Annotated in this window: 21 protein-coding genes; 10 read left to right on the forward strand and 11 right to left on the reverse strand. The window is 68.2% G+C overall.

The annotated features are described in order from the left end of the window. Positions 1-29: 29 nt before the first annotated feature. Positions 30-1,538 (reverse strand): sodium:solute symporter family protein, encoded by a 1,509-nt coding sequence (locus FZP69_RS18720; protein ID WP_152042879.1) that lies wholly within the window; start codon positions 1,536-1,538, stop codon positions 30-32. Continuing rightward, positions 1,531-1,746 (reverse strand): DUF3311 domain-containing protein, encoded by a 216-nt coding sequence (locus FZP69_RS18725; protein WP_152042880.1) that lies wholly within the window; start codon positions 1,744-1,746, stop codon positions 1,531-1,533. The genes FZP69_RS18720 and FZP69_RS18725 overlap by 8 nt, the downstream gene beginning before the upstream one ends. A 321-nt stretch (positions 1,747-2,067) precedes the next feature. Between FZP69_RS18725 and FZP69_RS18730 the strand changes: the two genes are divergently transcribed. Both FZP69_RS18730 and dnaG read left to right on the forward strand, forming a co-directional pair. Continuing rightward, positions 2,068-2,901 carry a sugar phosphate isomerase/epimerase family protein gene (locus tag FZP69_RS18730; protein ID WP_152042881.1) on the forward strand — a complete coding sequence of 278 codons (834 nt, stop codon included), beginning with the start codon at positions 2,068-2,070 and terminating at the stop codon, positions 2,899-2,901. Between the two features lie 124 nt (positions 2,902-3,025). Continuing rightward, positions 3,026-4,645 carry a DNA primase DnaG gene (gene dnaG, locus FZP69_RS18735; protein WP_152042882.1) on the forward strand — a complete coding sequence of 540 codons (1,620 nt, stop codon included), beginning with the start codon at positions 3,026-3,028 and terminating at the stop codon, positions 4,643-4,645. Here dnaG and FZP69_RS18740 read toward each other — a convergent pair. Beyond that, positions 4,616-5,104, reverse strand: coding sequence for a GNAT family N-acetyltransferase (locus FZP69_RS18740; protein WP_152042883.1), 489 nt, complete (start codon positions 5,102-5,104; stop codon positions 4,616-4,618). The genes dnaG and FZP69_RS18740 overlap by 30 nt on opposite strands. Continuing rightward, on the reverse strand, positions 5,104-6,444 hold the full coding sequence (locus FZP69_RS18745; protein ID WP_152042884.1) for a DUF92 domain-containing protein: 1,341 nt from the start codon (positions 6,442-6,444) through the stop codon (positions 5,104-5,106). Before FZP69_RS18745 ends, FZP69_RS18740 begins: the two co-directional genes overlap by 1 nt. Positions 6,445-6,644: 200 nt before the next feature. Here FZP69_RS18745 and FZP69_RS18750 point away from each other — a divergent pair, with 200 nt between their 5' ends. Continuing rightward, positions 6,645-7,262: an undecaprenyl diphosphate synthase family protein gene (locus tag FZP69_RS18750; protein ID WP_152042885.1), complete on the forward strand. Its 618-nt coding sequence runs from the start codon at positions 6,645-6,647 to the stop codon at positions 7,260-7,262. A 242-nt stretch (positions 7,263-7,504) separates the two neighbouring features. Here the strand turns inward: FZP69_RS18750 and FZP69_RS18755 are convergent, their stop codons facing one another. From FZP69_RS18755 to uppS, 6 genes are all read right to left on the reverse strand, one after another. Continuing rightward, positions 7,505-8,299 (reverse strand): class I SAM-dependent methyltransferase, encoded by a 795-nt coding sequence (locus FZP69_RS18755; protein ID WP_152042886.1) that lies wholly within the window; start codon positions 8,297-8,299, stop codon positions 7,505-7,507. Positions 8,300-8,302: 3 nt separating this feature from the next. Next, a complete protein-coding gene (locus FZP69_RS18760; protein ID WP_152042887.1) occupies positions 8,303-8,737 on the reverse strand; it encodes an ester cyclase in 435 nt (144 codons plus the stop codon). Positions 8,738-8,845: 108 nt separating this feature from the next. Next, positions 8,846-9,691 (reverse strand): helix-turn-helix transcriptional regulator, encoded by an 846-nt coding sequence (locus tag FZP69_RS18765; protein ID WP_152042888.1) that lies wholly within the window; start codon positions 9,689-9,691, stop codon positions 8,846-8,848. A gap of 264 nt (positions 9,692-9,955) precedes the next feature. Next, entirely contained in the window at positions 9,956-10,432 is a 477-nt protein-coding gene (locus tag FZP69_RS18770; protein WP_152042889.1) for an ester cyclase, read from the reverse strand. Positions 10,433-10,653: 221 nt separating this feature from the next. After that, positions 10,654-11,019, reverse strand: coding sequence for a nuclear transport factor 2 family protein (locus FZP69_RS18775; RefSeq protein WP_152042890.1), 366 nt, complete (start codon positions 11,017-11,019; stop codon positions 10,654-10,656). Between the two features lie 276 nt (positions 11,020-11,295). After that, positions 11,296-12,240 carry a polyprenyl diphosphate synthase gene (gene uppS, locus FZP69_RS18780; RefSeq protein WP_152042891.1) on the reverse strand — a complete coding sequence of 315 codons (945 nt, stop codon included), beginning with the start codon at positions 12,238-12,240 and terminating at the stop codon, positions 11,296-11,298. A 167-nt stretch (positions 12,241-12,407) separates the two neighbouring features. Here uppS and FZP69_RS18785 point away from each other — a divergent pair, with 167 nt between their 5' ends. From FZP69_RS18785 to FZP69_RS18815, 7 genes are all read left to right on the forward strand, one after another. Further along, positions 12,408-12,815, forward strand: a complete 408-nt coding sequence (locus FZP69_RS18785) for a DUF5778 family protein (protein WP_152042892.1) — start codon at positions 12,408-12,410, stop codon at positions 12,813-12,815. Between the two features lie 156 nt (positions 12,816-12,971). Further along, a complete protein-coding gene (ahbB, locus tag FZP69_RS18790) occupies positions 12,972-14,093 on the forward strand; it encodes a siroheme decarboxylase subunit beta (RefSeq protein WP_152042893.1) in 1,122 nt (373 codons plus the stop codon). Next, positions 14,090-14,830 carry a precorrin-2 dehydrogenase/sirohydrochlorin ferrochelatase family protein gene (locus FZP69_RS18795; RefSeq protein ID WP_152042894.1) on the forward strand — a complete coding sequence of 247 codons (741 nt, stop codon included), beginning with the start codon at positions 14,090-14,092 and terminating at the stop codon, positions 14,828-14,830. The genes ahbB and FZP69_RS18795 overlap by 4 nt, the downstream gene beginning before the upstream one ends. Further along, entirely contained in the window at positions 14,827-16,164 is a 1,338-nt protein-coding gene (gene hemA, locus FZP69_RS18800; protein WP_152042895.1) for a glutamyl-tRNA reductase, read from the forward strand. Before FZP69_RS18795 ends, hemA begins: the two co-directional genes overlap by 4 nt. Positions 16,165-16,324: 160 nt before the next feature. After that, positions 16,325-16,702, forward strand: a complete 378-nt coding sequence (locus FZP69_RS18805) for a 6-pyruvoyl trahydropterin synthase family protein (RefSeq protein ID WP_152042896.1) — start codon at positions 16,325-16,327, stop codon at positions 16,700-16,702. Further along, positions 16,702-17,859 (forward strand): glycosyltransferase family 4 protein, encoded by a 1,158-nt coding sequence (locus tag FZP69_RS18810; protein ID WP_152042897.1) that lies wholly within the window; start codon positions 16,702-16,704, stop codon positions 17,857-17,859. Before FZP69_RS18805 ends, FZP69_RS18810 begins: the two co-directional genes overlap by 1 nt. After that, on the forward strand, positions 17,856-18,779 hold the full coding sequence (locus FZP69_RS18815; RefSeq protein ID WP_152042898.1) for a class I SAM-dependent methyltransferase: 924 nt from the start codon (positions 17,856-17,858) through the stop codon (positions 18,777-18,779). Before FZP69_RS18810 ends, FZP69_RS18815 begins: the two co-directional genes overlap by 4 nt. Positions 18,780-18,819: 40 nt before the next feature. On the opposite strand, the gene sufU is transcribed toward FZP69_RS18815, so the two are convergent. Then, positions 18,820-19,239 carry a Fe-S cluster assembly sulfur transfer protein SufU gene (gene sufU / locus FZP69_RS18820; protein WP_152042899.1) on the reverse strand — a complete coding sequence of 140 codons (420 nt, stop codon included), beginning with the start codon at positions 19,237-19,239 and terminating at the stop codon, positions 18,820-18,822. Between the last annotated feature and the right edge of the window lie 134 nt (positions 19,240-19,373).

Here is a 19,373-nt window from a genome sequence, read left to right on the forward strand (position 1 = left end):
CGCGAGCGGCGAGGGAGTCGGGTGACGACTCAGTCGGCCCGGAGCGATTCGCTGTCGGTGAACCGCGTCGCGTTCTCCCCCGGCGCGGCGGTGGTGACGAGCGAGACACCGACGGTCAACAGCAGCGAGAGCGCCATGCCGTAGAGCGCGAAGTCCCAGCCGAGGTAGGTCGACGGGAGCGAGAGGAACGGGAGCGGCAGCACGTGCGCGAGGTAGAACACCTGCGAACCGACGATCCCGACGATCATCCCGAGACGAGTGATCCGCGCCCAGTAGAGCGCGGCCATCACCGGAAGTGCGAGCTGGGCGTAACCGCCGAAGGCGGTGTCGCCGATGCTGACGAGGACGTCCAGACCACCCCCACCGCCGCCGGCGACGAACAGCGAGGCGACGAACGTGGCCAGCGCGAAGACGACGACGCCGGCGCGGGCGACCCACCCCTCCTCCGACGCCGAGGCCGAGGGGTTCACCAGGGGTCGGTAGAGGTCACGGGTGAGGTACGACGACCCCGACAGGAGCATCGAGTCCGAGGAGGACATCATCGCGGCCATCGCGCCCGCGATGACGAGCGCCGCGAACCAGACGGGCGTGTACTCGTTCAGGAGCGCGGGGACGACGTTGCCTCCCTCGGGGACCGCGACGCCGAGGCCGGCGGCCCACGTCCCCAGGAGGAACGCGGGGACGAACAGGAGGAGGACGAGCACGGGCCAGAGCGCGAACGAGCGCTTCAACACGCGGTCGTCCTTCGCGACGAAGAAGCGCTGGTTGATCTGCGGGAACATCGTCACGCCGAAGGCGATGGTCACGGCGGTCGAGATCATCCACTGCGCCGAGTAGAGGCCGCCGCCGAGCGAGACGAACTCGGGCTTCGCCGTCGCGAGCTGGTCGCCGATCGCGGCGAGCCCGCCCGCGCTGGAGACGATCCACGCCGCCGCGACCCAGACGATGCCGAGCATGAACACGCCCTGGAGCGTGTCGGTCCACGCCACGCCACGCAGCCCGGCGACGACGACGTAGACGATCATGAACACGGTGATGAGCGCCGCGCCGGCCCAGTACGGGACCGCCCCGTCGGTGAGGCCGACGAGCGCCTGCCCGCCACCGACCTGCTGGAGCATGACGTAGGGGAAGAGCCAGAACAGCGAGACCACGGCGACGAGCGCGCGCAGCAGCGGCGAGCCGAACCGGTCCCCCAGCATCTCCCCGAGCGTCACGTAGCCGAACCGTCGACCGACGAGCCACTGCTTGTAGCCGACGACGTACCAGAGGATGGCGAACAGCACGCCGTCCATCAGCCCCATCACGAGGATCCACTCGGGGCCCGCGGCGTACGCGAGGTTCGGCCCACCGAAGAAGGTGAACGCCGACAGCAGGGTCGCGAACGTCGTGAACAGGAGCACGACCGTCCCCATCGACCGGGAGGCGAGGTAGTAGTCCTCAGCCTCGTTGCTCGTCAGCCGGTAGGCGAGCAGGCCGACGGCGAGCGCGACGAGGAGGTACGCGCCGACGATCCCCAGCGACAGTCCGAGATCAGCCATGCTTCACCCCCATCCCGCGGTCCCACGCCCCGCGGGTGAACAGCGCGAACGCGCCCGCCGCGAGCGCCATCCAGCCGATGTGCCACCACAGCCACAACGGGAGGCCGGCGACGACCGTCGCATCGCCCCACAGGAACCACGGGATCGCCCCGATCACGAGCAGGGCGAAGACGGGTATCCAGATATAATCCGTTCGTTGTCGGCTCATACGCGAATGATAATCGACAGTCGCACCTAAAGATTGTTATTTCTACTTCGTATTAAGGTATTGAAGACTAATTTTCTTCAATAGGGGTCGGTGAGAGACGGTCGTCGTCACGAGGGCAACCCGGGACGGTCTCGGCGACTGCGTGGACGGCCTCGGTGAGTGTGTGGATAGCCACGACGAACGCGTGGACGGTCGACTGTGGTGCGTGACAACCACGACGAACGCGTGGACGGTCGACTGCGGTGCGTGACAGCCACGACGAACGCGTGGACGGTCGACGGTGGGTCCGGATTTTTGTCGCCGCCACACGACTACCGGTGTATGCAGTACGGTGTGCAGCTCTACACCCTCCGTTCGCTCCCGCCCGACGACCGTCTCGACATCGTGACGTCGACGGGCGTCGACGGCGTCGAACTCGTCGGGCTCGATCCCGTCGACGCCGGGGATCTGTCGGTCGTCGCCGCTCACGTACCGGTCGCCGACATCAAGGCCGATCCGGCCGTAGCACTCGACCGGTGTCGGGCGAACGGAACCGAGACGCTGGTCGTGCCGAGCCTCGACGAGACCGCCTTCGCGTCCGATCGCGTGGCGGAGACGGCAGCGCGACTGGACGACCTCGCGGCCGACGTCACGGATCTGGGCGGCCGGCTGCTCTACCACAACCACGAGTTCGAGTTCGCGGGCGGGAACGGGTCGACGGGAAGCCGCGACGGGGACGGAGCCGGTGACGACGACGGGAGCGGCGGGCACGGCCGGACCGACGACGGCGACGACGCGAGCAGCGACCGTGAAGCCGCCGGAATCGACGGAACCCCGTACGGTCGGCTCGTCGACGCGACGACCCATCTCGGGTTCGAGCTCGACGTCGGGTGGGCGACTGCGGCAGGCGTCGATCCGGTCGCGCTGATCGAGCGTCTGGGCGACCGCCTCCCCGTCGTCCACCTGAAGGACGTGCAGGTCGATCCGGCGGCACCACGGGGCGGTCACCCTGTCGACCTCGGGGCGGGCGACGTCGACCTCCGTGGCTGTCGGCGTGCGGCCGAGCGGGCAGGAGTCGAGTGGCTCGTATTCGAACACGATGCGCCCGCAGACCCGGAGAAATCGGTTCGCGACGCCGTGGCGTGGCTGCGGAACGAGCCATCAGGATCGCGATAGGTATTTCCACGCTGGAGCGCTAGAGACGACTCAGTCGTGGATTCGCCCACGGCGTCATCATCACCATCATCACCATCACCGCCTCCGGACCGGGGGCACCAGCTATGCGCACGAGACACCAGCCATGGACGACACAGCAAAATACCTCATTCACGCGGCGATCACGGCCGACGGCGTCGTCGAACGGAGCGACGTGGTCGGCGCCATCTTCGGACAGACGGAAGGACTACTCGGCGACGAGCTCGACCTCAGAGACCTCCAGCAGTCGTCGAAGGTCGGGCGGATCGACGTCGAGATCGACTCCGAGGGTGGGCAGTCGTTCGGTCACGTCACCATCGCGTCGAGCCTCGATCGAGTCGAGACGTCGATCCTCGCGGCCTCGCTGGAGACGATAACCCGGGTCGGCCCGTGTCGGTCCGAAGTCAGGGTCACGGAGATCGAAGACGTCCGCGAGGCCAAACGCCGCGAAGTAGTCGAGCGCGCGAAGGAACTGCTCGCGGAGTCGTTCGACGAGAGCATCATGACCTCCACGGAGATCCTCGACGAGGTCCGCGAGAGCGTCCGCGTCGAGGACATCACCGAGTACGAGGGTCTCCCCGCAGGCCCTCACGTCGCGGAGTCGGACGCCATCATCGTCGTGGAGGGGCGGGCGGACGTCCTCACGCTCCTGAAGTACGGCATCAAGAACGCCGTCGCCGTCGAGGGGACGAACGTCCCCGACGCCATCGCGACGCTCACGCAAGAGCGCACCGTGACGACCTTCCTCGACGGCGACCGCGGGGGCGAACTCATCCTGCGCGAACTCGCTCAGGTCGGCGACGTCGACTACGTCGCGTTCGCACCGGAGTCACAGTCCGTCGAGGACCTGGGCCGGTCGACCGTGATGTCGGCCCTCCGCGACAAGGTCCCGTACGAGACGTTCGCCACGGGCGACGACGGGACCAGGACGGGCGTCGACGCGGAGACGACGGCCGCGGCGATCCGGGCGAAACCGCTCGGTGACGCCAGCGAGGCCGACGCGGCCGACGAAACCGACGAGACTGACGCGGCCGCCGGGACGGACGACACCGGCACGACCGGCGGCACACGGACGGCGACGGAGACCACCGACACGGAGACCGACACCGGAGAGGGTGACGGGACGACCGCCGTCGCCGAGACCGACGGCGCGGGAACGGCGGCACCGGACGGGACCGTCTCCACCGGCGCGACGGGGACGGTGACGCCGGACGGTCCCGAGGGAGCCGACCGCTCCACCGACACGGCGGACGCAGAAGACGCTGCCGACGGGACCGGCCCGGACGGGACGTCGAGCGGAGAGGACGCGGACGTGGCGAGTGAGACGGCGGACGACGAGAACGCCGACGCGGAGAGCGACACGTCGGGCGAGGAGGACATCGACGGATCGGGCGAGGAGGACGACGGTGCCGTCGGGACGCTCCGGGGGGTCGCCCGCGACGTCATCGCCGAAGAGACCGGCGAGGTCCGTCTCACGGACGACTCCTTCCGGGAAGTCGCCTCGGGGGAGGCGTCGGAGGCGTTCGAGCTCCTGAAGACGGCCGACGAGGTGCCGTACGCCCTGTTCGTCGACGGAGAGGTGACGCAACGGCTCGTCGACGTGGCCGCCCAGCGGGGGACCGAGCACGTCGTCGGGCGCTCGGTCGGGGAGTTCGTCAAGCGGCCCGTGAGCGTCCGGATCCGGACCGTCGAACAGCTACTCGGTCCGCGGCCGGCGGGCGAGTAACAGTCCCGGGCGACCGTCGAAGAAGCCCGGGAGCTCCCGCTCGATCTCGAAGCCGAACCGCTCGTACAGCGACCGCGCCGCCGCGTTGTCGCGGGCGACGGTGAGCGTCACGGTCACACCGGGTCGGCCGCCGAGGAGCGTCGCGAGGAGCGCCGACGCGTGTCCCTGCCGCCGCGCCGCGGGGGCGACGACGAGTTCGGCGACGTGCGTCGTGGGGTCGTCGCGGGGGAGCGGCGGTGCGAGGTCCGCCGGCCCACCGTCGACCGCGAGCAGGTAGCCGACGGGACCGCCCTCGTCGCGGCCGACGGCGACGAGCAGCTCACCCAGCGCGCCCGAGAGCGCCGCGTCGAGCAGCGCCGGTGCGGGGTCGTCGAGGTGCGCCTGAAGCGAACGGATCGCGGCAACGTCGGCGGGGGCCGCACGACGGACGCGCGGGGCGTCCGAGTCCGTCGGCGGCATCAACCCGGGAGGACGGCGAGCGCCACGCCGCCGCTGACGAGCGCGCCCGTGAGCGTCGCGAGGAGGTTGACGGCCTCGTTGCCGATGCGGTCGCCCTCGAGCGTCGCTCCGAGGACGCTGTCGACCGTCATCCCGGCGACCCCACCGACGACGACGATGACGACGACGAACGCGACGGGGCCCGACAGCGGCATCAGGAGGAGCGCGAGGCCGGCCACGAGCACCGCGCCGACGACGCCGGCCACCTCGCCCTGCCAGGTGACGCCGCCGTCGGTGCCGGGCGGGACGGGCTGGAACGTCGTGATGAGTCTGGGGCGGTCGTAGAGGCCGCCGATCTCCGAGGAGAGCGTGTCGCTCATCGCCGCGGCGACCGAGCCGGCGAAGGCGAAGCCGAACGCGGTGTCGACCGGGAGCGGCGTCGCGAGCCGGAGCGACGCGGCGAAGCCGACGACGGCGACGAACGCGACGACGGCGTTGCCCAGCACGTTCGACGAGCCACGAGCCCCGTCGTTGTCCTCGGCGACACCGCGGGCGCGTTTCTCCTCGTAGCGGAACTTCGTCGAGAGGCCGCCGATCGCGAAGAAGGAGGTGAGGACGACGAACCAGCCGAATCCGCCGAGGACGATGGTGAGGAGACCGAAGAGCCCCCCGGTGAGCATCCCGGTGACGGAGGCGGTGCCGAGCGCGTAGGAGGCGTAACCGAGCACGACGGTCACGGCGATCGCGACGCCGATCTCGACGGCACCGACCCGCAGGGCGAGCGCGTCGAACAGCCAGACGAGGATGCCGGCCGAGAGCACCACGACGGGGTCGTCGCGCTCGTGCAGTGCGGAGCGGACGAGCGCGGCGACGAGCGTCGCCGTGGCGGCGACGAACGCGAACGCCGGGAGGGAGACGGCGGTGGCGGCCGCGAGCGCGACGACGATCTGTCCGGCCACGCCCGCAAGGAAGCCGAGTGTGACGAAGCCGACGACAGGTGCGAGCGAGTCGTCGAGCGGCGTCGACCGCGTCGTCACGAACTGCGCGCCGAGGTTCCCGTAGGCGACGACCACAACGGTCGACACGAAGAGGCCGACGGGCATGGGCGTCCGCGGGACCGTCGCGAGGAGCGCGAGGCCGGTCGCGGCGAGCGCGAAGCTCGCGAGGCCGTTGAGCCGCCCCTCCTCGCGGTCGCCGGGACGGGCGAACAGCTCGAACACCGGCCCGTCGGTGATGACGAAGGCGGCGAGCACGGCGATGGCCGCGAAGGGTGCAGCGGCGGCCACACCGAGCGCCGGGGCAGCCAGCGAGAGCGTGCCCACGGCGGCGAAGCCGCCTGCCCGCCGGAGCGTCGAGGTCACAGAGTTCGGTACCCCCGACGCACACTTAACGGTCCCGACACGGGCGTCAGCGGGATCGCCGGACTGCGAGGCGGTCGAGGGACGGGCCGAGGCGTCGACGCACGCGGTCGGAGCCGCCGTCGACCGGAGCGTGCTCCGACTACCGCGTGCCGATGGGGACGGAGCGGTGTGGTTTAGGTGATCGACACTGAACGACCGGCGTGGGTGTGTACGATCGGTATCTCGCCGTCCGCCACCGCCTCCACCCCGAGGAGCCACCGGCACACGTCGCCGTCGTCATCACCGAACGGGATCTGCTCGAACAGGGGGCGTACGCGACGCTCGAGCGGTTCCTCCGGTGGGCGTTCGAGTACGGTGCCGAGCGCGTCACCATCTCGGTGAGTGTCCTCGACGAGGCGGTCGTGCCGACGCTCGAACGCGAACTCCGCGAGGTCGACGCCCCGCGGCCGCTGGCCGTCCGGCAGCCGGGCGACACGGAGCCGGCGACCGAGCCGATCCAAGTGAGCGTCGGCCTCGGCGGGAAGCACGAGTTCGCCGAGGCGGTCCGGGCGCTCGCCGAGACGGTCGAGAACCACGAGGTCGGTCCCGACCTGGTCGAGGAGATCGACGAGACCGACATCGAGGACCGGCTCGTGTTCCGCGAAGAACCCGATCTCGTGATCAAGACCGGTGCCGAGCGCCTCTCTGACTTCATGATCTGGCAGTCGGTCTACTCGGAGCTGTACTTCACCGACGTCAACTGGCGCGACTTCCGCAAACGGGACTACCTCCGGGCCGTCTTGGACTATCAGAACCGGAACAGACGGTTCGGGCGATAGACCGAAGCACGTCGAGCGTGCTCGACGGCGATTCGGGCGCTGAGCGGCAGTGAAGCGCGGGAACGTCGGAGGACGAACAGAAGTGAGTCGTCCGGAAGTTCGGACGCTGACCGGTCTGGAGAGCAGCGGGGGACAGACAGGTGTCGCGTGCTGGGTACAGAGGATGGATTCAGCGGTCGCCGTTCCCGGTCAAGGACTGAGCGATATCCAGAAGACCTGTGGACATCCTCTGGCGTTCCGAATCAGTCGACGGTTGCGGTGGTTATCAGGTATTCCATAGAAACGGTGTTCTGGCTGTCGTCGAAGTACTCCTCGATCGTCGCGATCATGTCCTCGCTCAGGGCTGGGTAGTCGTCCTCGTCCACGTCTTCGAGGGCGACGATGAAGATCCCCGACTGGGAGCGGATCATCTCCCACGAGTGTGACGGGGAGAGCGACAGTTGCTCGACGACACCGGTCTCGAACGAAACGTCGGACACTCCGTCGTTCAATCGCTCCTGCACGACTTCCTCGTCACCCCAGAGGAACGGGGGCGGGGATGCATCTGGATTGGGCGGCAGGTACTCCTGCAGAGTCTTCGCCATCGCCGGGACGACGCTTCGGGGTGTCCACGACGTGAAGGCGATCCGGCCACCCGACTTCGTCACCCGACGGAGTTCCAACGAGGCAGCATCCGGCGGATTGGCGAACATGTGACCGACGCACGAGAGGGTGACGTCGAAGGCGTCGTCCTCGAACGGCAACTCCGTCGCATCTCCCTCGCGCCACTCGATATCGTCGACACCCGCGATGGCGGCGTTCTCTCGGGCGTCTTCCAGCATGTCAGGGGTGATGTCCAGGCCGGTCACCTGCGCTCCGCGTCGGGCGGCGGTGATGGCGACGTTTCCCGTCCCACACGCGATATCGAGGACCCGGTCGTCCGCATCGACCGTGGCGGCTTCGACGAGATGGGCGGCCATCGACAGGAAGCTCGGCCCGATGGTATCGGAGTAGGAGCCGACCGTCCAGAGCCGTTGCACGTGCTCTTTGGAAACCATAATTCACTCTGTCGGAGGGTCGACGACCCCGACCTGTGTCAGTAGCCCGAGGAAATCCCAGGTCGCCCACGTTTCTGCGATCTGGCCGTCTCTCACGCGATGCATCGCGTTTCCCTGTATCTCGACCGACGAATCGGTTGGTTCGATGCCTCGGAAATCTCCCCGATGTGTCCCGGTCATGGTGCCTTCGAACGCGACCAAGTCGCCTTCGGCAATGAGTTCACCAATCCGAACCTCGGCATCAGGGAACGCCTGATGCAAGCCCTTCACGGACTCGACCCAGGGGCCAGGCCCCGACTCGGATTCGGGACTCGCGGGGTCGTGACGGGTGTACTCCTCGGTGAAGATGTCGTCGACGAGATCGTAGTGCTTGTCGTTGACGAACTCGCTGATGAATCGCTGGACGACTGCTTTGTTGTCCTGTTCTCGGGTGGTCATACAATCGCCTCCAACCAGGCGACCATTCGGGTGGGCGGATAATGTAGATGTCTAGTGAAATATTTCAGGCGGTGAAATCTCACACCCCACGAGGAGTCGGTCCGCTCGTCACGTCGGTCGATCGAGGGAGAGGAAGGATTCGGGGTCCTCCACCAGGCGAGCGTCGTTTCGGACCTGCTGGTACACCGAATCGGCCCACTCGCGTGCCGCTGGCGAGTCGGTATCGACGACAGCTCTGAGCGCACCCACCGGGCCGTCGTGGCAGCAGATGGCCACGCGCTCGTCGAGAATAACGAGTCCGCACCGGTCGCCGTCTGGGAGCGAATCGTGGACGAGGTGCGTACAGTTCTCGAGGGCAGTCGCCTCGGTGACCAGCTCGGGGTTCCACGAGTAAACAGCCTCGAATACGGCCGGGTCGTAGACGTACTCCGCCTCCATACCGTTCAATATGCGGGTGAATGCCGCCTCCAGGTTGTTCGATTTTACCACCGTCGCGCCGAACCCGCGCAGCGACTCCGTCCCCCCGACGAGCTCCGCGATGCGCTCGAGCGGCTGGGAGGGGTAGCCTGGTCCCGGGTACGAGACGACAGCGTCCTCGAACAGTTCGACGTCGAATCTCGACATCTCGCTGGGGAGCCAGCGCCAGACGTCGCGCAATTTTCGCTCTGTCGCCATCGACTTGCAGAATTCGACGAGTTCCTCGGCCACGAACTCACCGAGTCGCGTCAGTTCGTAGATTCGACCGTCGCGGACGACCCATCCACGCTCCTCGAAGTCGGCGAGGACGCGGCCCATCGTCGGTGAGGACGCCTCGGTCGCCTCACACAGTTCGGCCCGGTCGCAGGGCTCCTCCGAGAGGGCGGCTAGCACGCCGACACGGTGGGCTGACCGGACGAGAAACTCGATCTCCTCGACAGACTGTTCGAGTGCGGCCCCGTCACCAGGCGTGTGCATGATTCACATACGAGGTCGTTCGCATTATCTCTGTCCACCCGGGTGTCGGAGGGGCTAGGCCGAACTGCGAGAGGTGTGCCGTGTATGCAGCACGGCTCACACGAACTACTCGGCAACTGTCATAGGGGGGGTGAGCGAGATACAGCGGGTACAGTCAGCAGGATTGCACTAATGAGTCGCCTGTGAAGGTGATCTCGGATCACGGGCCTCTGGACAGGCTTGGTCTCGGGGGCACGCTTAAGCGTCCATGTGGAGCGTCGTGAATCACCATAGCCCCCGGAGTTTCGCCCTGATCATCTTCGGGAGGAGCGGTAGTACGTCCGGAAAGGTCACACCGAGTTGGGCCAGCATATCCTTCTCGTTGTAGTAGAGCCGATCTTCCCGCACTTTCCCGTCCCGTACGATGGTTTTGGCCATCCCCGAGACGGTGAAGCTACGCCCAGTGGGTGGGGCACCGTAGAACTCGCCGTCAAAGGTTCCGGACGCCGTCCAATCGAGCATGACAATGTCGTCGCGGACGAGTATGTCGTGGGTTTCTAACTCGAAGTCAGGGAACCCCTGGAACGTCTCCCGGACGTGTGCTTCGACCGCATCCCGCCCGTGGACGACCCCCTCGGGAGCGGCCGGATCGTACACCGATGCCGACTCAGCTACCACGTCGATGTTCGAGAACTCACCGTTCCAGAGGCCCTCATACTCGGCGATAATCTGTTCTTGTCGTGATGAGCTTGCCTGGGTCATTGGAACCACCGCTGGCCGCCAGACTGTCCCTCGTGCCTCGACAGGGGGATCGTCGTTTGGTATGAGCCAACATACGACAATCAATCCGAGTGACAAAGAACGTTCGGCTGTGTAAACAATACGCGCCCTGTATTCAGCAAGCGTCTCTGCCAGTTACTCGACCTCTGTCAGTAGCGGCGTGACCGATACAGAGGGTGTCTCCGTCACAAAGGGAATCCAAGTTATTTCGGAGATACCACCGCGCCGAGTGTCTGCGTAGCTATCTTCCCGTTGCGGATCAGGAAGGTATCGGTGACAAATTCGTAGACGTTGTCGGGCGTCTCCGCATGGTAGGTAATATAGGCAACGTCCCTGTGGACGCGCTGTTCGTCAAGCGTGACCGACACCTCCTCCTGACCGAACTCCGTGAAGAGCCCTTGGAACAGCTGTTCGATCTCGTCGAGGCCGTGAAAGTCGCCATTGTTCGAGATGATGACCGAGTCTTCAGTGTAGTCGGCCAACACATCGGCCATCTCGCCCGCGCTGAACGCGGCAAGGTGGTGATCGAGCACTGCTTCGGTTGTCTGCGGTCGTGTTGTAGCTGTCATCAGTTGTCCCTACCCCTACGAGAGGTTCCGTATCGACACCGAGAACCCACTCTGATAAGTCTCGGATAAGTATAAGCTAGCAGGTAACATACTGAGATCAACTAACCAACTAGTCCCCAATCTGGTCTCAGCGTTCCGGGGAGGAGTGTGCTGACTCCCATGACCGATTCGCGCGCTGTATCCAGCACGACCGATGACACCGGTCACATGCTGCACCGTTCTACGAGGTCGACGGACCAGGCACCGAACGGGAGCGAACGCGCGACCGAGCCGTCGTCAGTCGGCGTACCCGGAACCGGCCTCGCTCTCGCGCTGCCGTTCGAGTTCGGCGTTCAGTTCGCTCGCGGCCGTCGAGGAGAGCTGCCCGCGCAGGCGGCCGGCGACCGTCCGGGCCTCCGCGAGTTCGGTCTCGGCCACCGCGCGGACCAGCGCCACCGCGCGCTCGGTCCGGGTGTGACGCCACGACTCCTCGCGGGATTCGTACGTGCGGATGGCCCGGAGGAAGTCGACCTTCGAGAACTCCGGCCAGTACGGCGCGCAGAAGAACACCGCCGCCTCGTTGCCGTTGGCGTGCCACGGCAGGAAGTTCGAGGTTCGCTCGTCGCCGCCCGTGCGGATGATGAGGTCGACGTCGCGGACGGGCTGGCCAGAGAGCCGGGCGTCGATGGCGTCGACGTCGACCTCACTCGCGGCAAGATCGCCGTCGGCGACCGACCGGAGGACGTCCCGTGCGGCGTTCAGGAGTTCCGCGCGGCCGCCGTAGGCGAGCGCGACGTTCAGGTTGAACGAGTCGTACGCGCTCGTGCGTCCCTCCGCGTAGGCGATCGCTTCGCGCACCCGTTCGGGTAGCCGCTCGGTCTCGCCCACCGCACGGATACACATCTCCTCGTCGTGGACGCGGTCGGCGTCGGCCAGTTCGTACAGCTTCGACTCGATCAGATCGAACAGCGGCTCGCGCTCCTCGGGGGGGCGCGAGAAGTTCTCCGTCGAGAAGGCGTAGACGGTGAGTTCCTCGATGCCGAGCTCCCGGCACCACTCGAGCACCTGTTCGGTCGTCTCCGCGCCGGCGCGGTGGCCGTCGGGGGCGTCGCCCCCCTGCTGGCGGGCGTACCGGCGGTTGCCGTCCTGGATGATCGCCACGTGGGTGGGGCCATCGTCGATGGTCCGGTCGAGGTGACGGACGTACGCCTGCCTCAGCTGTCGCCGGACCCAGCGCAACATACGAGTGGGTACTTTCCGCCCCCGATATGTGTCTTGTGTTCCGAGAGTCACGACTGAGACTGGGGGACGAGGTCGGCACGACGGTCCGGACGTCCACGATCCGGTCGTGCGGTCGCAGCCCGTCGGCTATCGTCACCAGTATATGCCCGTCCCACCGAACGACGAGTATGACGACCGTCTCCGACGAGGACCTCTACCGACGGACCAGGACGCTTCTCGAACCGGGAGAGATCGAACTCGTGGGGCTCGTCGTCCACACGGACCTCGCGGGCGCAGAGGACCTTGAGATGCACGAACTCACCGTCGCACTCAACGACGTCATCGCCGAGCACGCCGGGAAAGGCGAGTCGTACATCTACGCCGGCAACGACGACACGAGCTTCGCCTCGAACCAGTTCCAGGGGCTCACCCTGGCGGACGACGCGTTCGTCTGGGAGTGTCAGCAACTGCTCCGTGAGGGGACGTTCGACCTCGTCTTCTACTACGAGGCGGACGTCGACCAGGCGGCCATCGTCGGGGCAGTCGAGGACCTCGACCACGTCGACCGCGCGGCGACCGTCCGGACGGACGACTGAGCGCTCCGGAACGCCCAGTACCCCGTCGAACCGAGGGATTCAGACGCGAGCGGACCGGGAGGCGTCCACACGTGGGAGGACTGAAACCCGGTACCGTTTTCGGCCGGTGAGAATCGGGACGAGACGCTTAACTCCCTCTCGCCCTGACGGTCGCACATGAAGACGGTGGACGCGGAGCTGGCACCGCTCGACCGGGCGATTGTGAACGCCTTTCAGGGAGGGTTCCCCGTCGTCGAGCGACCGTTCGAACCGGCCGCGGAGGCGCTTCGCGACCGCGGCGTCGACGTCGACGCCGACGGACTGCTCGCGCGCGTCCGTCACCTCGACGAGACGGGCGTCCTGTCCAGATTCGGCCCGCTCGTCAACGCCGAGGCGATCGGCGGCACCGCGACGCTCGTCGCGATGCACGCCCCGCCCGAGCGCTTCGACGACGTCGCAGAGCAGGTGAACGTCCACCGGGAGGTGGCGCACAACTACGAGCGCGAGCATCCGCACCTGAACATGTGGTTCGTCGTAAGCGTGGCCGACGCCTCGCGGGTGGCGGAGGTGCTCGACGCTATCGAGCGCGAGACGGGCCAGCCGACGTACAACCTGCCAAAGCAGCGTGAGTTCCGCGTCGAGGCGAAGTTCCTCGTCGACGGCCCCCTCTCGGAGGGCGACCTCGACCTCTCGCGGCTCGGCCCTGCCGTCGAGCCCGACGGTCGGGCGACGCTCACACCCGCAGAGCGCGACCTCGTGATGACCGTCCAGGGTGGGCTGCCGGTGACGGCGACCCCGTACCGCGACGTCGCCGACTCGCTCGGGGTCGACGTCGACTGGGTGCTCCGGACGCTCAAGCGCTTTCTCGCCGAGGGAAAGATCAGACGGATCGGCGTCGTGCCCAACCACTACGCGCTCGGCTACACGGAGAACGGCATGACCGTCTGGAACGTGCCCGACGACCTCGTCGAGACGGTCGGCCCCGCCGTGGCGTCGCTGGAGTTCGTCACCCACTGTTACCAGCGGCCGCGTCACGAGGGGGTGTGGCCCTACAACTTCTTCGCGATGACGCACGGCCGCTCCGAGGAGGAGTCCCGCGAGCGGATCGACGAAGTGCGCGAGACGATGGCGGAGTACTGGGACGTCGGGGACGACGACTGGGACAGCCTGTTCTCGACGCGTATCCTGAAGAAGACCGGCATCCGGCTCGACGAACGCGCCGACGCGAACACCGAACCGACCGATACAGACATCGAACCGACCGACTCGAACGCCGAGCCCACCACACGGAACGAATGATCCCGCTCGTCCACGACTTCACCGGCCAGACGGTCCTCGTCTTCGGCGGGGGTGCGGTCGGCGCACGCAAGGCGCGACGGTTCGCCGCGGAGGCGCACGTCGTCGTCGTGAGCCCCTCGTTCGCGGACGGACTCGTGGAGGACGGCCCTCAGCCGTCCGTCGCCGACGGAGAGACGACGCCGGGGTCGTGGACACCAGCGGGTGACGCCCCTGGCGTGGAACTCGTTCGTGCGGAACCGACCACGAGCGAGGTGGCGGCGTGGATCGAGCGGCTCGAACCGGCGCTCGTCGTCGCGGCGACGGACAGCGAGGCGGTGAACAAGGCCGCAGCGACGGCCGCCCGCGACCGGGGAATCCTGGTGAACCGGACGGACAGGGCGGGCGAGCGCGACGTCGGGAGCGTCGTCGTGCCCGCGACGGTCGAAGACGGCCCAGTCACCGTCGCCATCACCACGGGCGGGGCCAGTCCCGCGCTCTCGAAGTACCTGCGCGAACACCTCGAGAGCGAACTCGCCGGCGCGGGGGCGATGGCCGACCTGACGGGCGAGCTCCGCGCGGAACTGAAGCGAGGGGAGCTCTCACCGACGGAGCGACGCGACGCGATCCGTCGGGTCGTCCGGTCGTCTCGCGTTTGGAAGGCTTTACGTACGGGTACGACAAACGCCCGACGAGTGGCCGAGGACGTGATGCGAACAGAGACACCCGCCAGTCCGGAAACGGAGGGAGGCAACCCGTGAACGGGGGCGTCATCAGCGGCGTGAGCGTCTCGCACGTCGACGCGAGCGTCGACGAGATCGAGCGCGTCGGCGGGGACTCCGAGCGGGAGATCGTGCGCGACCTCCTGACGCGCGAGGACGTCGAGGAGGCGTTCGCCCTCCGGACGTGCAACCGTGCGGAGGCGTACGTCGTCACCGACGACGCGGCGGCCGGTCGCCGCGCACTCCGCGGGTTCGCCCCCGAGGTCCGCGACGGCGCGGTCGTCGACCTCGAACACGAGGCGGCGGTCAGACACCTGATGCGGGTCGCGAGTGGGCTGGAGTCGCTCGTCCTCGGCGAAGACCAGATCCTCGGACAGTTCCGGACCGCGATCGAGGAGGCGCGTGCCGTCGGCGGGGTCGGACCGATGCTCGACGAGGCGCTGACGAAGGCGCTCCACGTCGGCGAGCGAGCCCGCACCGAGACCGCGATCAACGAGGGCGTCGTCTCGCTCGGGTCGGCCGCGGTCCGGCTCGCCGACCGACAGCTCGACCTCGCGGAGACGACGGCGCTCGTCGTCGGCGCGGGTGAGATGGGCCTGCTCGCCGCGCGTGCGCTGGCCGCCGCGGGCGTCCCTCGCGTGCTGGTCGCGAACCGGACCGTCCCGCACGCCGAACACGTCGCACAGGACGTCGCGGCCGAGGCGTGCGCGATCGGTCTCGACGCCCTCCCGGCGGCGGTGGCCGAGGCCGACCTCGTCGTGAGCGCGACCGCCAGCCCCGACTACGTCCTCGACGAGGATGCCGTCGCGGGGGCCGGCGAGACGCTGCTGGTCGACATCGCCCAGCCACGCGACATCGACCCCGCCGTCTCGTCCGTGCCGGGCGTCGACGTCCACGATATCGACGCGCTGGAGTCCGTGACGTCGGAGACCCACGACCGGCGGCAGGAGGCGGCGGCGCGGGTCGAGGCGATGATCGACGCGGAGTTCGAACACCTGATGGAGCGGTTCAAGCGGAACCGCGCGGACGAGGCGATCAGCGCGATGTACGAGAGCGCCGAGCGGACGAAGCGCGAGGAGCTGGAGACGGCCTTCAGGAAGCTCGAGGCGCAAGGAGAGCTCACGGCGGACCAGCGCGAGACGGTGGCTGCGATGGCCGATGCGCTCGTCAACCAGCTGCTGTCCGCACCGACGAAGAGCCTCCGCGAGGCGGCCGCAGAGGACGACTGGACGACGATCCACACCGCGATGCAGCTGTTCGACCCCGAGTTCGGTGGCGATCCACCCGAATTACCGACGGGCGAGACGCCGACCGAGATCCCCGACGACGCCGACGTGCCCCAGCACGTCCTCGACCGGTTGAACGACGACTGAGCGACGACCGAGCGGCGGAGTCGACTGTCGCGGTCGGGGTGCTCGTCGTCCGCTCGTCGGGTGCTCGTTTTCGTCGGCCACGACTGGAGGGCCGAGCGACGAACACGCCGGACGGCGGCGTGAGCGCACCTTTACAACCGTCCCACCCCAGGCCACGAGCATGTACACCGTCACTGTCGTCCGTTCGTTCATCGCACAGCACTTTCTCACCGTGCCCGACCCGGGACCGGAGGGCGAGGTGCACTCACACCACTTCCGCGCCGAGGTCGAACTCGCGGGCGACGAACTGAACGAGTACGACTACCTCGTCGACATCGACGAGGTGGAGGCCGCCCTTGACGCGATCGAGGCGCGGTACGCCGACGAGACGCTCAACGCGCTCCCCGAGTTCGAGGGGTACAACCCGAGCGTCGAGCGGTTCGCCCGGGTCGTCCACGAACGGATCGCCGACGGGATCGACGCCGCCGGAGTCGACCGACTCACCGTCACGATGTGGGAGGACGACGTCGCAAACGCCGCGTTCACCGCGGCGCCGTAATGCGGATCTCGTTCGTCGTCCCCGGCGACTTCGACACCACCTCCGGCGGGTTCCGGTACGACCGTCGTCTCGTCGCGTCGCTCCGCGAGGCGGGCGACGACGTCACCGTCCACTCCGTACCGTGGCGTCGCTACCCGCTCGGGGCCGTCGACGCGTCGCGTCACTCGCTGGCACGCCTGGCCGCCGGCGCGGACGTCGTGGTCGTCGACGAACTCGCACATCCGACGTTCGCGTTCGCTTCGAACGGAGCGTTCGGGACGAAGCGGACGCCCGTGGTCGCACTCGTCCACCACCTGCGGTGTGACGAGGGTGGCGTCGAGGCCCCCCTCGCCCGGACGCTCGAACGGCGGTTCCTCGGCCGCGTCGACGCCGCGATCTGCACAAGTTCGGCGACGGCCCGGTCGGTCCGCGAGGCGGTCTCGACTCCCGGAGGGAGACAGAGACGGGAGTCCGACGAGGACATCGATCACGACGCACCCGCGCTCCCGACCGTGGTCGCTCCGCCGACCGACGACCAGTTCGACCCCGACGTCACGACCGCGGCGGTCGACGACCGCGCCACCGTGGACCCCTTCCGCGTCGTCTTCCTCGGCTCGATCGTCCCTCGAAAACGGCCACTCGCGCTCGTCGACGCGCTCGCGGGACTGGACGGCGCGTGGCGGGCGACGCTCGTCGGGCCACAGCCGAACGACCGCTACGTCGACCGGGTCCACCGGCGGTGTCGTCGCCGGGGAGTCGAAGGCCGGGTGACGCTGACCGGTCCGCTGCCGACCGACGAGGTCGCGGCCGTGCTCGAACGAGGGCACGTCCTGGCGCTGCCGTCGAGACACGAGGGGTTCGGCATCGCCTACCTCGAGGGGATGGGGTTCGGCCTCCCGGCGGTCGCGACCCACGCGGGGGGCGCGACCGACCTCGTCACCCACGGCGAGACGGGGTTTCTCGTCCCGCCGGAGGGCGTCGGGGCCGTCGCCGCGGCGCTGTCGACGCTCGCGTCCGACCGGGCGCGGCTCGCGCGGATGGGGCGCGCGGCGCTCCGCAGGTACGACGCTCACCCCCCGTGGACCGAGACGATCGCACGGATCCGGTCGTTCCTCACGGCGGTGGTCGACGGCGCGAGCGGAGCGGACGCGAGCGTCGGTGGGGGAGTCACGGGATGAAGGGCGACTTCGAGCGGTACCTGGCGGCGAAGGCGACCGTCGACGACCGCGCGCTCGACCGCCGGGTGCTCGAGCGCGCCCGCGAGGGTCTCAACGCGGAGTCGACGCCGCGGGTCCTCGAAGCCGGGGCGGGGACGGGCGCGTTCCTCCGGCGCGTGCTCGGCTGGGAGGCGGTCCCCGACTGTACCTACGTCGCCGTCGACACCGACCCCGCGCTCCTCGCGACAGCCCGCGACCGGGTCGTCTCCCGCGCACGAGACGAAGGGTTCGAGGCGTCCGTCGTCGACCCCGGCCCCGAGGAGACGGACGTCGACCGCTCGCTCGAGCGGACCGAGGCGACCACCGTCGCGGCACTCAGCCTGCGCGGTCCCGCCCGGATCGACGTCCGACTCGTGGCCGGCGACGCGGTGGCGGTCGCCGAGGCCGGGGAGTGGGACTGGCTCGTCGCGCAGGCGTTCGTCGACCTGCTCACCCCCGACGCGGTCGGTCGCCTCGTCTCGGGCGTTCGCCGTGGTGGCGGCGTCTACTTTCCCATCACGTTCGACGGCGGCACCGCGTTCGTCCCCGAACATCCCGCGGACGCGCCGGTGCTCGACGCGTACCACGCGACGATGGCGGACCCCCCCGACAGGCTCGGCGCGACTGCCGGCCGGCGACTGCTCGCGCTACTCCCCGAACGCGGGATCGAACTCGACGCGGTCGGCGGGTCGGACTGGGTGGTCACACCGCACGACGGCGCGTATCCGGCCGACGAGGACTACTTCCTGGAGGTCGTCGTCGACACGGTCGCCGACGCGGTCCGCGGGCGCGTCGCGTCGGAGACGGTCGAGTCGTGGCTCGACGCCAGACAGGGAGAACGAGCCGAGAGACAGCTGCGGTTCGTCGCGCGGAACCTCGACCTCTACGGACACCGCGCGTAGGAACGCGGCGGACACCGCGCCCGTGAGCGGGAGGGACGGATCAGTCCTCGGTAGTGGTTCGGTCGATGTCGACCTCGCCCTCGTGGATGCGGGCGCCGTCCTGGGTGACCTGTCGCGCGAGGACGGCGCATTTGATCCGCATCGGGCTGATGTCGACGCCGAGCATCTCCGTGACGTCGTCGGTGTCGAGCGCCTCGAGTTCGTCGAGCGTCATCCCCTGGAGTCGGGAGGTGAGCATCGACGCCGACGCCTGCGAGATGGCGCAGCCGTCGCCGCTGAACGCGGCGTACTCGATGGTCTCGCCGTCGTCTTCGAGCCGCACGTCGACGCGGATGGTGTCGCCACAGGAGGGGTTCTCACCCTCGTGGGTGAACGTCGGATCCTCGAGTTCCCCGTAGTTCCGGGGGTTCTTGTAGTGGTCGAGGATCTGCTGTCGGTACATATCCGAACCCATGCCCATTGTGGCTCGAGATACGGCTGAACGCTGTAAAACAGTTCCGCCACGACCCGCCGACGAACCGCTCACGTGCCGTGCACGACTCACGGCGCGCAGTGAGCACGGATCCAGACACGAGTCGCGCAGTGAGTACGGAT

Origin of the sequence: Salinigranum salinum (genome assembly GCF_009176545.1) — an archaeon.
In the GTDB taxonomy this organism is placed as follows: Archaea; Halobacteriota; Halobacteria; order Halobacteriales; family Haloferacaceae; genus Salinigranum; species Salinigranum salinum.

Excerpts from the sequence above, each read along its gene's own strand:
- FZP69_RS18720 (WP_152042879.1), bottom strand. The coding sequence starts at position 1,538 with ATGGCTGATCTCGGACTGTCGCTGGGGATCGTCGGCGCGTACCTCCTC.
- FZP69_RS18725 (WP_152042880.1), bottom strand. The coding sequence starts at position 1,746 with ATGAGCCGACAACGAACGGATTATATCTGGATACCCGTCTTCGCCCTG.
- FZP69_RS18730 (WP_152042881.1), top strand. The coding sequence starts at position 2,068 with ATGCAGTACGGTGTGCAGCTCTACACCCTCCGTTCGCTCCCGCCCGAC.
- dnaG (WP_152042882.1), top strand. The coding sequence starts at position 3,026 with ATGGACGACACAGCAAAATACCTCATTCACGCGGCGATCACGGCCGAC.
- FZP69_RS18740 (WP_152042883.1), bottom strand. The coding sequence starts at position 5,104 with ATGCCGCCGACGGACTCGGACGCCCCGCGCGTCCGTCGTGCGGCCCCC.
- FZP69_RS18755 (WP_152042886.1), bottom strand. The coding sequence starts at position 8,299 with ATGGTTTCCAAAGAGCACGTGCAACGGCTCTGGACGGTCGGCTCCTAC.
- FZP69_RS18760 (WP_152042887.1), bottom strand. The coding sequence starts at position 8,737 with ATGACCACCCGAGAACAGGACAACAAAGCAGTCGTCCAGCGATTCATC.
- FZP69_RS18765 (WP_152042888.1), bottom strand. The coding sequence starts at position 9,691 with ATGCACACGCCTGGTGACGGGGCCGCACTCGAACAGTCTGTCGAGGAG.
- FZP69_RS18770 (WP_152042889.1), bottom strand. The coding sequence starts at position 10,432 with ATGACCCAGGCAAGCTCATCACGACAAGAACAGATTATCGCCGAGTAT.
- FZP69_RS18775 (WP_152042890.1), bottom strand. The coding sequence starts at position 11,019 with ATGACAGCTACAACACGACCGCAGACAACCGAAGCAGTGCTCGATCAC.
- uppS (WP_152042891.1), bottom strand. The coding sequence starts at position 12,240 with ATGTTGCGCTGGGTCCGGCGACAGCTGAGGCAGGCGTACGTCCGTCAC.
- FZP69_RS18785 (WP_152042892.1), top strand. The coding sequence starts at position 12,408 with ATGACGACCGTCTCCGACGAGGACCTCTACCGACGGACCAGGACGCTT.
- ahbB (WP_152042893.1), top strand. The coding sequence starts at position 12,972 with ATGAAGACGGTGGACGCGGAGCTGGCACCGCTCGACCGGGCGATTGTG.
- FZP69_RS18795 (WP_152042894.1), top strand. The coding sequence starts at position 14,090 with ATGATCCCGCTCGTCCACGACTTCACCGGCCAGACGGTCCTCGTCTTC.
- FZP69_RS18805 (WP_152042896.1), top strand. The coding sequence starts at position 16,325 with ATGTACACCGTCACTGTCGTCCGTTCGTTCATCGCACAGCACTTTCTC.
- FZP69_RS18810 (WP_152042897.1), top strand. The coding sequence starts at position 16,702 with ATGCGGATCTCGTTCGTCGTCCCCGGCGACTTCGACACCACCTCCGGC.
- FZP69_RS18815 (WP_152042898.1), top strand. The coding sequence starts at position 17,856 with ATGAAGGGCGACTTCGAGCGGTACCTGGCGGCGAAGGCGACCGTCGAC.
- sufU (WP_152042899.1), bottom strand. The coding sequence starts at position 19,239 with ATGGGCATGGGTTCGGATATGTACCGACAGCAGATCCTCGACCACTAC.